The sequence below is a fragment of the Staphylococcus agnetis genome, assembly GCF_002901865.1.
Lineage (GTDB): Bacteria > Bacillota > Bacilli > Staphylococcales > Staphylococcaceae > Staphylococcus > Staphylococcus agnetis.
The window spans coordinates 1-12,365 of the sequence record NZ_PPQF01000073.1; the positions used below are offsets into that span (position 1 = coordinate 1).

The 12,365-nt window shown below is 37.3% G+C and carries 12 protein-coding genes; 9 read left to right on the plus strand and 3 right to left on the minus strand.

The genetic code is table 11. The features are described from left to right. Positions 1–140 precede the first annotated feature (140 nt). Positions 141–1,337: an MFS transporter gene (locus tag CD172_RS10320; protein ID WP_103346295.1), complete on the plus strand. Its 1,197-nt coding sequence runs from the start codon at positions 141–143 to the stop codon at positions 1,335–1,337. 125 nt (positions 1,338–1,462) lie between these two features. Beyond that, complete coding sequence (locus CD172_RS10325) at positions 1,463–2,044, plus strand: hypothetical protein (RefSeq protein WP_103346296.1); 582 nt, start codon at positions 1,463–1,465, stop codon at positions 2,042–2,044. 98 nt (positions 2,045–2,142) lie between these two features. Here the strand turns inward: CD172_RS10325 and CD172_RS10330 are convergent, their stop codons facing one another. After that, positions 2,143–3,456: a glucosaminidase domain-containing protein gene (locus CD172_RS10330; protein WP_234022036.1), complete on the minus strand. Its 1,314-nt coding sequence runs from the start codon at positions 3,454–3,456 to the stop codon at positions 2,143–2,145. A 196-nt stretch (positions 3,457–3,652) separates the two neighbouring features. Here CD172_RS10330 and CD172_RS10335 point away from each other — a divergent pair, with 196 nt between their 5' ends. Beyond that, on the plus strand, positions 3,653–5,401 hold the full coding sequence (locus CD172_RS10335; protein WP_103346297.1) for a YhgE/Pip domain-containing protein: 1,749 nt from the start codon (positions 3,653–3,655) through the stop codon (positions 5,399–5,401). Between the two features lie 74 nt (positions 5,402–5,475). Here CD172_RS10335 and CD172_RS10340 read toward each other — a convergent pair whose 3' ends face one another. Both CD172_RS10340 and CD172_RS10345 read right to left on the minus strand, forming a co-directional pair. Then, positions 5,476–5,934, minus strand: coding sequence for a hypothetical protein (locus tag CD172_RS10340; protein WP_085622773.1), 459 nt, complete (start codon positions 5,932–5,934; stop codon positions 5,476–5,478). A 230-nt stretch (positions 5,935–6,164) separates the two neighbouring features. Next, on the minus strand, positions 6,165–6,383 hold the full coding sequence (locus CD172_RS10345; RefSeq protein ID WP_060551844.1) for a YozE family protein: 219 nt from the start codon (positions 6,381–6,383) through the stop codon (positions 6,165–6,167). A gap of 247 nt (positions 6,384–6,630) precedes the next feature. Here CD172_RS10345 and CD172_RS10350 point away from each other — a divergent pair, with 247 nt between their 5' ends. The 6 genes from CD172_RS10350 (at position 6,631) to CD172_RS10375 (ending at position 12,233) form a co-directional block, all read left to right on the plus strand. Then, positions 6,631–7,353, plus strand: a complete 723-nt coding sequence (locus CD172_RS10350) for an epoxyqueuosine reductase QueH (RefSeq protein WP_103346298.1) — start codon at positions 6,631–6,633, stop codon at positions 7,351–7,353. A gap of 137 nt (positions 7,354–7,490) precedes the next feature. After that, positions 7,491–8,978 carry an ABC transporter substrate-binding protein gene (locus CD172_RS10355; protein WP_103346299.1) on the plus strand — a complete coding sequence of 496 codons (1,488 nt, stop codon included), beginning with the start codon at positions 7,491–7,493 and terminating at the stop codon, positions 8,976–8,978. Then, positions 8,968–9,951, plus strand: a complete 984-nt coding sequence (nikB, locus tag CD172_RS10360) for a nickel ABC transporter permease (protein ID WP_103346300.1) — start codon at positions 8,968–8,970, stop codon at positions 9,949–9,951. Before CD172_RS10355 ends, nikB begins: the two co-directional genes overlap by 11 nt. After that, on the plus strand, positions 9,951–10,754 hold the full coding sequence (gene nikC / locus CD172_RS10365) for a nickel transporter permease (RefSeq protein ID WP_103346301.1): 804 nt from the start codon (positions 9,951–9,953) through the stop codon (positions 10,752–10,754). The genes nikB and nikC overlap by 1 nt, the downstream gene beginning before the upstream one ends. Before the next feature lies 1 nt (position 10,755). Then, positions 10,756–11,532 carry an ATP-binding cassette domain-containing protein gene (locus CD172_RS10370; RefSeq protein ID WP_157951759.1) on the plus strand — a complete coding sequence of 259 codons (777 nt, stop codon included), beginning with the start codon at positions 10,756–10,758 and terminating at the stop codon, positions 11,530–11,532. Continuing rightward, positions 11,529–12,233 carry an ATP-binding cassette domain-containing protein gene (locus tag CD172_RS10375; protein ID WP_103346302.1) on the plus strand — a complete coding sequence of 235 codons (705 nt, stop codon included), beginning with the start codon at positions 11,529–11,531 and terminating at the stop codon, positions 12,231–12,233. Before CD172_RS10370 ends, CD172_RS10375 begins: the two co-directional genes overlap by 4 nt. Positions 12,234–12,365: the final 132 nt, after the last annotated feature.

Below are 12,365 nucleotides of genomic sequence, written 5' to 3' on the forward strand. Positions count from 1 at the left end.
TTTAAAATGAATGTTGGAGGTTTTTTATTATGTTAATAAACGCCAAAAAAATAAATCGTCTGCCATTTTTTAATATCATTCCCAATAATACTTTCAAAATATTCTGACTTTGTATAAAATATAAAATAAAGGGGGACAACATGAAAAAATCACTCTATATATTATGTTTTGATACGTTGTCAACATTGGGGTCAGGTATTTTCACATTTACATGCAGTTTTTACATATTACAACAAACGGGATCGGGTTCGATATTTGGAATGTATCTCGCATTATTGGCAATTGTTAATACGATTGCGATGCCATTGATTGGGAATGTCATTGGACGACATCGCAATAAAACCATCTTATTTATCGGTCAAATTGGCAGTATTCTCGCTTTAACAAGTTTTACATTATTTTATAAGGGGCATTATCAAGTTATCTTTCTTTTAATGATGGTACTTGTTGTCGTAGATGTTATCGTTAAAACGATTGTTACCTCTAATTTAAAATGGATTACAGGCGATTATTTAGAACGTGTCATCTCCTTAAGGCAATTGATTCAATCCGCTTCAATACTCGCTTCACCCATCATTGGTGGTATTTTAATTTCATTTTTAAATATACAACAAGTTGCATTCATGAATATTGTAACTGAAAGTGTAGCGCTTATATTTATTTTCTTTTTAACGTTTAAACATGGACAAACGCAAACTGAAAGACAAACGTTTTGGGGAGATTTTAAAGCAGGGGTACAGTATCTACATCAAATGACAGAAGTGAAATATTTGTTAATCATTGCCGTTTTTCTGAATTTTATTATGAATGTTCTTATCGTAGGTGTACCGATATTGATTGTTCAAAAACTCTCACTGAGTGCCAAGCATTTAGGTGTAGCTGAAGGTACACTAGGGGTCGCATTAATACTGAGTGCACTTTTATTTTCAGTTGTTCCCCTCAAAAAGCATTTGAGACGTAGTTTTTTGTACGCACTTCTATTACAACAATTGATACTGCTACTGTATATCATAATTAACGTTTTAGGCGCATCATCAATGATAGTTTATAGCGTTGTCATTATAGGGCAGTTATTATTAGGTTTTTCAGTTACACTCGGAAATATTCCGTATCAAATTCTTTTACAAAATACGGTAGATGAAGCATTTAAGTCGCGTGTATTTTCAGTCAATCAAAGTCTCTCTAGTGCACTCGTTCCATTATCATATGTATTATTTGGGTATTTATTGCCGTTGTCATTTTTACTTACGTTTGCAGGTTGTGCAATTGCAATGGCAGTGTTGATAGTGGTGTTTATCAATAAAATATATGGTCAGACATTTGAAGCAGCAAGCTAGCCCTTCGATACAGTATGATGCAGATAAAGTTATTTGTTAAAATTATCAATCTATATATTATTTTTAAATTGTTTAAATAGGGTATATATAAATATAACGTGTGAGGTTGAATAAGGAGTGCGAAAATGATGAGAAACTATTACAAATGTACGGTACCACTTGTTATTGCTAGCACGATGACTTTAGGATTAATGGCACCTTCCATAGATGCAACAACAACACCATCTTCAGAAACACCGTCCCAAGTGACAACGGCAGAGGCAAATGTGCAACTGAGTCAACAACAAAAAGTTGCTTTAGCATATTATATTCAAGGCTATGATCAATATACCTTTACTCGAAATGACATTCAAAAAGGTAAATTTACGGTGACATGGATGAGTGGTGAAAAGCATGTGTATCCATTAAACAAAATCACGTTGGTGAAACAACCTAAAAAGGTAAACAACATTGAATTGATGCCAGGTGCACCGAAAGATATGGTCTTTTATCAAGTGTTACCTGCAAAAGGGAACTTTGCTACAATTGTAGGCGTAAGTAATTCGCAAGTTGTGATTGGTGGTACACAAAATGCATCTTCGTATAAAGATTTCTTAAAAGGTGCGAAAGTACAAGATATGTCTACGCTATATCAACAGTATCATAAAGATACGATGTATTCACTTATAGCCAATAAAATGGTGGTTACGACTACCTTTCCGAAATAACGTAATAAAATGAATGACCTCACACACATAAAAATAAGGGGCCTGGTACGATGAACCGGGCTCCTTATTTTAATCCTATAGCGTTAGAATAATAGCGTTTATTGAGATTGGCCTGTAATGAAATCGAGTTGTTTAACAGTATGCGCATCAAGTGTGCGGTAGGAAATCACGCCTAAACCTTTGACATTTGTTTCAGAAATAACAATTGATCCATCGTCATTCACTTTTTCAACAAAAGCGACATGACCATAATAGCGATCTGCACCAAATTGATTTGGTTGGAATACCACAGCATTATGTGGTTGAGGCGTGTCAGTCACTTTGTAACCTTTAGTTAAAGCGTTATAGCTCCAATCACTGGCATTACCCATATCACTTGCGATATGCGCATTATATTGCGCCATTCGGTGATAAACGTACCATGTACATTGTCCTTGCGGGTAGTTTGCTTTACCTCCTGCAACTTTAAAAGGTTGGAAATTTACATTTCGCAGAGTAGCAGGTTTTTGTACAGTACCTTCCGAAAGTGGGCTTGCTAATTCTGGATTGTCATAGCGTTCAAGGTCGTACGTTTCAATTAAATGAATTAATTTTTGATCATAGTCTGGATCTGTTGCATAAGTGCCAACTAATCCTTGTGCGGCTTTTTTGTAGTTATTGCTTTGACTTTTCCATACATTTTTATATATTGTAGGATTACCATCAATACCTTTTTTAATTAATGAAGCATAATCATTTAACGATTCTTTATCGCTCGGATATTTTCGGAAATCTGCAGTAATTTGATACATGTGTTTGCCATCTGATTCTAGTGTTTGAAACGGTACAGATGCGCCTTGATATTGCCCTTTCATTCCGAATAAATTATGATTGGGCGCTTTAGATAAATCACTGCGTCCAGAATCGGATTCGAGCACAGCTTGCGCAATCATCACTGATGCATAAATGCCTTCATTTTTAGCGATGTGATGTGCATGTGGTGCGATTTTGTTAATGAATGCACGTGTTTCCGGGTCTTCTATGACACGCAGTTGCGTTTTGTTGCCTTCAGGTTGTGTTTGAAATAGTGTTGTTTGACGTGTTGGTTTTGTCGCTTTATCAGACGCTTGTTGTGGTGCGTGGTCACGTGATGATGTTAAATCATCTTTTGAAGGGAGTTGTGGGTTCTCTTTTTGGTGATCAGTTTGAGGCGCCTCTTTATGAGACGAATTTTGTTCATTGTCACCATATTTTTTGAAAAATGCATCCATTCCTTCAGTTGAAGTTGTATGATTGTGAGTACGCGTTTCGGATGGCGTATTGCGTGCATCTTCAGTAGTATGATTGTCTGAAGTCGCATGAGCGACAGGTGTGAAAGAGGGCGCGACAAGCGTCGTCGCGATGAGTGTTCGAACTACATAATGTCTTTTCACTTAAGTGCTCCTTCCTTGATCATAATACGTTTGGCTTTGCCGACTAATAAAAATTTACACGTAAAACGGTGGGGCATAAAGACTTTTTACAAAAAATTAATGAATTTTTAAAGTTTAGAAATTTCAAATATATACATTTTAAATTTTACATGATTATAATAGATTAATAAAGACTTTTTCATTTTGAGGTGAAATTATGAAAAAACCCATCGATGTGTTTGAGATGGATGTGAAACAACTTATAAAAAGTCCTTTCGCTTGGCTCGTTGTGATGATATTAACGTTGTTACCAGCTTTATTCGTATGGTATGACTTGAGTGCCAATAAAGACCCATTTCAACAGACCCAACATATGAAAATAGGGGTGGTCAATGAAGACCAAGGCACACAAATTCAAAAGCGCAAAGTTAATATTAGTAAAGAAGTAGAACAACAATTGAAAACACAACACAAGTGGGATTGGCAGTTTGTAGACCGTCAAACTGCGGATAAAGCACTAAAACAAGGCGATTATGTTGCTGTTTTATACATACCTCAAACCTTTTCAAAGGATGTTACGGGCATTATACGTCAAAAACCGAAACAAACTACGGTAACCTATCACGTCAATGAAAAAGTTAATGCGATTACACCTAGACTCACTGATGCGGCAATGGGTGAAGCTATTAAACAAGCGGATGCCTCTTTTAATCGTTCCGTGATGAAAGTATTGTTAGATGAAGCTAATCAACAGGGGATTCACCTTGAAGATCAATTACCGTCGTATCAAAAAATTCGAGATAGTATTGCTATTGCAAATGAGACATTGCCTAAAATTGAACAGTTCAAACAATCGATGATAACATTAGATCAACAATTGAACAGCTTAGAGCAACATACAGCGACATTGCAACAGGCTGATCAATATAAAAATGAAGCGATGGCAGCAACACAAAATTTAAATCAAGTGCATCAACAAAATCTTGCAACGTATGGACCTGTACTGAGTGGTCAGGATAACGATATATCCGTTATAACGGGACAGTTGAATGAAGCGTTACCGCCATTATTCAATCAATATGATACGGTGAGAGCAGGATTAGAAAATAATGAACCAGGTGCGCGAGAGGCGTTACATCAACTGGCACAATCACTGGAAAGAGATTTGCCTTCTGTTGAAAATGAGGTCGCTGAGGCTAACAAAACGTTTGAAACGTTAGATAAAGATAATACGCTTGAACATATTGTTAAATTGATGCGCACGGATTTGAAAAAGCAAGCGGGTGTCGCATCCAATCCTATTCATATTGACCGTCAAAGTCAATTCTCAGTGGAAAACTTTCAAAGTGGTATCACGCCTTTTGTGACGTCTTTAGGATTATGGCTTGGCATAGTGCTCACAATTTTAATCATTCCAACACGCCATGCTTACGACATGACATCGGAAACATTAACGTCAAGACACCATTTTCTTGGGAGACTAGGTATATATACCTTCATTACTTGTATGCAATTTGTAGCCATTTTAGTTGCGTTGATAGGTATTTTGAATATCTCAATGCAAAGTCATTTATTATTTATTGGGATGACGATGTACATTGGATTGATGTATATGTTAATGATTTATTCCATCGTGACCTTGTTTGGCAAGGTTGGTAAAATGATGACGGTATTGCTCCTCGCATTTCAATTTGTGGGCACGGATGGATTGTTTCCTATCAACGTGTCACCATTATTCGTACAACACATTCAACCGTATTTACCGTTTTATCATAGTTTTAAAATTTTAAGAGAAGCGGTCGGCGGGGTAGTGTATGATGTATTAATAACTGAAACAGCTTGGCTTGGTTTATACGGATTAATTATTTTTATGGTGGCTTTTATCATATATCCATGGGTACGTCGCCCATACTTAAGACGCATCGAAAAACGAGGGCAATCTAAATTGTTTAAATCTTCCTTATAAAATATCAATTGACACTAAGATAATTTAAAAGATTGAAAAAAGCAGTAGCGCCTAAAATCGCTACTGCTTTTTGTTTAAGGTTGTTTGTGGTTGGCATTTGGTGTGTTATTATTTGGTTTTGGTGCAGGCTGTGTTGTTTGAGGTGGTTGTGGTTTTGGTTGTTCAGATGATGCAGGTTGTTGTGACGGTTCTGAGGTTGATGGTTTTTCTTGAGTAGGTGCTTTCTTAGGTTTTTGTTCAGTTGATGGTTCTTTTGGCTTTCGTGGTTCTGGTGTCGGTTGTACAGGGGGTTGGTAGGTTGGTTGTTGCGTCGTGTGATATTCTTGCGTCGGTTGCTCAAAGTATTGTTCTGATGTTGCTTCTTCAGTAGATTTATCTTCAGTTGATGGTTCCTTTTTATCATGTTTCTTTTGTTGTTCTTGCTTTTGTGCACTGTCATCTGTACGTGATTCATGTGTAAATGCTTTTATCGAAACTGCGACTAAAGCGACAATAAGCAACAAAATGACGATGGCAGATACAATTTTTTTCATGATCGTGGTAGCCTCCTTCAATCAGCCTTTTCATTAATTATAGTATAGCGAATAATACCCCAATTCGTAAGAGGTTAATCTCTTATTAGAATGTCATGCGATTTTAAAATGATAAATCCATATTTATAGCAATGTTTTAAATTTCAGAAGAAGTTCAACCTCAGTTTATATAAAAAGGAGCCTCATAATGAGACTCCCGTTGGTCATTCATTAGAATGAATGATACGATCCTATTTTAAGGATCCGAACTGCATATATAATGCAATTGCTCGCTTGAGATCGGCATAATTCAATTGATCATACCGCTGAGCTTCTCGAAAGCACGCTAAAATCTCATCAGACGTATGAAGTCCTTCAGGGAACTCAGCGTGTGCATGTATATGCCGTGCCAAATCACCTAAGGGCGTATCATCTTCTAAGAAATCTTGCATGTAATCATAAAAGCTCAAATAATTCACCTCATTTACGAGCCGAACTATATTATAGCACAAATTAAGGATAGTGATTCAAAAAAATGTAGTCATTTGCGTGTAACGATAAAAATGATTCGTAACAGAGATACCTTTTAATGCATTCCAGAATAAGTATGGTCTCTACTCTATATCACCATTCCTTTAGAAAGATTTACATTTCATTCTTCATGAATAATGTTAAACTAATAAGTAATACGGCATAGATAAAGAAAGGGAGTCAGCGATGATAGAAGCAAATGAAATTTTAGACAAAATGAAAAATCAAAAAATAAATTATGATAAAGTATTACGAAAAATGATTCAAAATTGGGAACGTGAAGGAGTAAGACCTAAAATTTTACTACATAGTTGTTGTGCACCTTGTAGTACGTATACGTTAGAATTTTTAACACAATATGCAGATATAGCGATATATTTTGCGAATCCGAATATTCATCCTAAAAATGAATATTTACGTCGTGCGAAAGTGCAAGAGCAATTCGTACACGATTTTAATGAGCGTACAGGCGCAAATGTGAAATATATCGAAGCCCCTTATAAACCACATGAATTTATGAAAATGGCAAAAGACAAAGGTGTCACGGATGCACCAGAGGGTGGCACACGATGTTCCGCTTGTTTTGAGATGCGTTTAGATATGGTGGCGCAAGCAGCGGTAGACTATGACTACGACTATTTTGGTAGTGCAATTACGTTGTCACCTAAAAAGAATGCCCAATTAATTAATGGCATTGGACTTGAAGTTCAAAAATTGTATGATGTGTTTTATTTACCGAGCGATTTCAAGAAAAACAAAGGTTATGAACGTTCGATAACAATGTGTCAAGAGTATGATATTTTCCGTCAATGTTATTGCGGATGTGTATTTGCGGCACAACAACAAGGGATTGATTTTAAAACAATTAATCGCCAAGCAAAGTTATTTTTAGATAGCATTGAGAAGTGATTGTAAAGATGATATGTCTCTTTTGTAATTAGTTTAGTAATGATTTAAACACATAAATATTATTGTGATATAATATTTGTTGTGTTTTAAATCTTATTTTTAACTTTAACCTAGCTAAACGAAAGAAGGCACGACATATGATTGGTAAACAGAAGTTTTTGGTTGCGTGTTTATGTCCTGTTTTAGTAGCAGGATGTGGCATGCAGTCAAAAGCGGAAGACGATATTTTAGATGTAGAACTTCCACTTAAAACAACCCATATCGCACCTTATGAATCCGATGCATCGGTCAAAATGGGGGCGACTGAAACGCTTTTTAAAGTCACAGATAATGGCACCATTCAACCTCATTTAGTCAAACATTATCAACAAGTGACACCACATACGCTTAAACTCACTTTAAAATCTCACATATATTTCCAAAATGGCGTACGTTTAACTGGAGAAAAAGTTAAGCATAGTTTAGAACAAGCACTAGCCAAAGGAGACTTATTAAAATCAACATTGCCTGTGAAACATATTTCCTCGGACGGGCAGTCATTAACGATTACAACGTCAGAACCTTATCCACAATTAATTTCTGAATTGGCAAGTCCATTTTCTGCAATTTATGACACGGAGGCAACTGAGAATGTTGCGCAACACCCGATTGGGACAGGGCCTTATGAGATTACTTCATATACTCCATCAAAAGGGATGACGCTAAAGCCGAATCGCCATTATTGGAACGGTAAGCCAAAACTTAAAGGTATTCGCGTGACTTATCAAGAAGATGGACTCACAAGGGTGAATCATTTAGAAGCAGGGGCAACGGATGTCATTACAGATGTGCCTGCGACGAATGTCGATCGTTTAAAAACAAATAAAGCTATACGCGTGCAACATGTGAGTGGCTATCGGACTCAAATGGTGCTCTATAACCATGAGAGTGCTAAAATGACATACTCTGTACGACAGGCCATAGATAAGGTGATAAATCGAGACGGCATTGTTAAGGCAATATCACATGGTTATGCCACGCCGGCTAACGGTCCGTTTAATTCACATTTGGATTTTATTTCACATAAAGAAAGCCCAAAACAAAATATTGAAGCTGCACGTCACATAATGGCACGCGCCGGTTATAGCAATGCACATCCGCTTGACATTAACCTGATGACTTATGATGGGCGACCTGAACTTTCAAAAATTGCACAAGTACTACAATCTGATGCTCGAAAAGCACATATTCATATTCATTTACGCCAAGTAGATGATATTGAAAGTTTTCTCAGTCATAAACAACAATGGGATGCCTCGCTTTATAGTATAGCGACATATCCTCGGGGAGATACCGGTTACTTCTTTAATCAAGCCTATTTAAAACAAGGGGGCATTAATAAAGGCGGTTATCATAATGGTGAAATTGCGACATTAATACATCAATTGAACCATACGGTACACCATCGAGAAAGAAATCAATTATCGAATGAAATTATTCAAAAATCAAAACTTGCAGTGCCAAATAGCTATATTTCATACAATGATACGATTCATGCTTTAAGTGCGCATGTACATCATTTGAAAACAACGCCGAACGACATTGTACTTATTGATGAAAAGGTGGCCATCGATCATGATAAATAAATTGTTACGCCATCGCCTCATACATATGGTTCTGATTTTATGGGTGCTATCTACAATCACATTTATTCTAATGAAAATCACGCCTGGTGATCCTATTAGTCAACAATTATATGCAAATGACGTTCATGTATCTCAAACACAATTAGATCATATGCAACGCGCACACGGCTTAAATCAACCGTTTCTACTCCAGTACCGCTCATGGTTAGGTCATATTGTGCGATTTGATTTTGGACGCAGTTACCAAACGGGTGCAGATGTCATGTCAGCGATTTTACAATATGCACCACCGACAATACTATTAGCGCTACTTACAATTTTTGTCGTGTTATGTATATCTCTACCACTTGGGATTGCTGCTGCTTGGCATCATCAACGGACGTTGGACTATACGATACGTATAGGGACGTCGATAGCGGTCAGTGTTCCCTCGTTTTTCTTAGCGATTTTACTATTATATGTATTTGCGGTTCGCCTACAATGGTTACCTATTGCAGGATTTTCATCACCATTGCATTTGATTTTACCCGTGACGGCATTGAGTGTAAGTATGTGTGCTTATTACGTGCGGTTAATTAGAATAACTCTATTGTCGCTATACCAAAGTAGAGAAGTTGAAATGGCGCGTTTTAAAGGCGTGTCCGAATGGTTTATTTTAGTGCATGTCGTTCTCAAACCCACATTAATCCCAGTCATAACGATGCTTGCATTATCAATGGGGAGCCTCATAGGTGGCACAGTGGTCATTGAAAATATTTTTGGCATCCCAGGTTTAGGACAATTTTTGATGGAGAGCATTCGCGCGCACGACTATCCTGTAATTCAAGGCATTGTATTATGTTTAGGTGTCGTTGTAGTGTTCAGTAATACCGCTGGTGACTATGTCGTTTCAAAATTAGATCCAAAACGACGTCAATCGCATGTTAAAACCTCAAAACATCATATAGACGTTATGCATAAGGAGGGGATGTAATGCGACATGCAATACCTAAAATAGTATGGATTTTATTGGGCTATGTCAGCGCCATTGTGATTGCGCAGTTTCTAGTGGATCCGAAAACGGCATATGACGTGCAACTTAATCATATTTTTGAACCGATGAGTGTGTCGCATTTACTAGGTACAGATGATTATGGACGAGATCTTTTTACAAGAATCGTTATTGGAGCACGTCAAACGTTAATTGTTAGTTTACTCACACTGATGTTGAGTGTATGTATCGGTGTGCCTTTAGGTCTGATTTCAGGTTATTTGGGTGGTAAAGTGGATACGTTAGTTATGCGCATCGTCGATATTGGTTTAGGAATACCAGAATTTATTTTAATGATTGCGATGGCGAGTTTTTTAACACCTAATATTTGGAATTTAGTCATCGCGATGGCGTTATTAAGATGGATGATGTATACACGATTGACCCGTCAAATCGTGGCCGGTTTAAATCGTGCGCAGTATGTACAAATGGCACAATTATTACAAGTACCGCATTGGAAAATTCTCACCCAGCATATGTGTCCACACATCTTTTCATCAATGCTCGTTATTGCCATTGTTGATTTTGGGAAGATCATGTTATACATTTCGGCGCTGTCATTTCTTGGGCTTGGTGCGCAACCGCCAACACCTGAATGGGGAGCAATGTTAAATGCTGGTAGAGATTATATGACATCAAAACCACTAATGATATTGGCACCAGCATTATGTATCACTGTAACGATACTGCTTTTCCAACTTACAGGTGATGCTTTAAGAGATTATTTTGAAAGGGAGCGACATTAAAGTGACTGCGATTCATTTGAAAGTTAAACAACTTATCGTCACACAAAACGCCAAACGTTATCTCGACATCTCTGACTTCATTGTACGTCAAAACCGTGTGACCGCATTAATAGGTCCAAGTGGCTCAGGTAAAACATTATTTACGAAATCCTTATTTCATCAATTACCATCATCGATGCATATTGAGCATGTGGCGTTCCAATATCATACAACGGATATGACAGATTTGAAATCATTGTTAGGTAAGCATATCGGTTATGTAAGTCAAGATTATTTATATACATTTAACGATCACACCACGCTAGATAAACAATTAGAGCAACTCTATCGCTACCATAAACCTAGTTCAAAAATTGACGCACAACGTAAAATACAACAAGCATTGGAGTGGGTAGGTTTAGGTGAATTAAATTTAAAAAAACGCTATCGATTTATGTTGTCTGGTGGGCAATTACAGCGTCTAGCAATCGCAAGTGTCATGATGTTAGAACCTGAAATGATTATTGCAGATGAGCCCACAGCTTCGTTAGACGTAGTAAGTGGCGCACGGATCATTCAATTACTTCAACATTTAGTTGAAAAGCATGATGTTACGCTAGTCATCATCACACATGATTTGGCGCATGTCGCACAGTTGTGTGATGATCTGTATATTATCGATCAAGGTAAAATCGTGGCTTCGGGACCGTATAAAACATTTAATCGTGCACACGAACATCCACTAGTCTCACAATTGTTCCAATACCGTCACGCGATTCAAAGGGGGCAAGTTCGGTGATTCAACTTAAAAATGTTTCTTTAGGTGATACAGCGCAATGGCGTTTACGTCACATCAATTTAACGATTAAAGATGGTGAAAAAATTGGCATTATCGGTGAGAGTGGCTCGGGCAAAACGTCTTTAGGAGACCTGCTTATTGGCATACAAAGACCGACGGAAGGCGTTATTCACCATGACCTTCAAATACGCTTGCCGATTTTTCAACAAGCGTCATTGGCCTTTAATGCGAAACGAACACTTGGTGATTCTTTAGAAGAAACACATATTTTAGCACCAACGCGACAAAGCAGTGTTCATGAACGATGTATGCATTATATTCAGCAATTTGGATTATCGTCGGATATTATGAGACGGTATCCTTATGAGGTGAGTGGGGGACAATTACAACGCCTGAATATGATACGCACAATGATTGTTGAACCCGATTTAATTGTTTGTGATGAAATCACTGCGAATGTCGATGTATTAGTTGAACAAGATATGATAAAGCATTTGAACAAATATCATAACGACACGGGCAAAACGCTCGTAATCATCTCACATGACCTTGCTTTTTTATCACAGTGCGTTGAGCGCTTCGTTGTATTAGAAGATGGTTATTGTGTTGATGATTTTCATATTGACGACATGTTTCACGCATCGCGAAGCATGACAACAAAAAGATTCATTGAAGTTTATGACCCGCCACCAATAAAATAAAAAAACGGCTCAAATTCATTTGAATTTAGAGCCGTTTTGATTAATGACTTCAGTCAGTTGAGCACGTAAAACGTGCGAAACAATAAACCACCTGCTATGCGGGTGGGCAACAAAAGTTATACTAAAAAATCC

Bases quoted from the DNA above. Each gene is read 5' to 3' on its own strand.
- CD172_RS10335 (WP_103346297.1), top strand. From the start codon at position 3,653: ATGAAAAAACCCATCGATGTGTTTGAGATGGATGTGAAACAACTTATA.
- CD172_RS10350 (WP_103346298.1), top strand. From the start codon at position 6,631: ATGATAGAAGCAAATGAAATTTTAGACAAAATGAAAAATCAAAAAATA.
- nikB (WP_103346300.1), top strand. From the start codon at position 8,968: ATGATAAATAAATTGTTACGCCATCGCCTCATACATATGGTTCTGATT.
- nikC (WP_103346301.1), top strand. From the start codon at position 9,951: ATGCGACATGCAATACCTAAAATAGTATGGATTTTATTGGGCTATGTC.
- CD172_RS10355 (WP_103346299.1), top strand. From the start codon at position 7,491: ATGATTGGTAAACAGAAGTTTTTGGTTGCGTGTTTATGTCCTGTTTTA.
- CD172_RS10320 (WP_103346295.1), top strand. From the start codon at position 141: ATGAAAAAATCACTCTATATATTATGTTTTGATACGTTGTCAACATTG.
- CD172_RS10325 (WP_103346296.1), top strand. From the start codon at position 1,463: ATGATGAGAAACTATTACAAATGTACGGTACCACTTGTTATTGCTAGC.
- CD172_RS10340 (WP_085622773.1), bottom strand. From the start codon at position 5,934: ATGAAAAAAATTGTATCTGCCATCGTCATTTTGTTGCTTATTGTCGCT.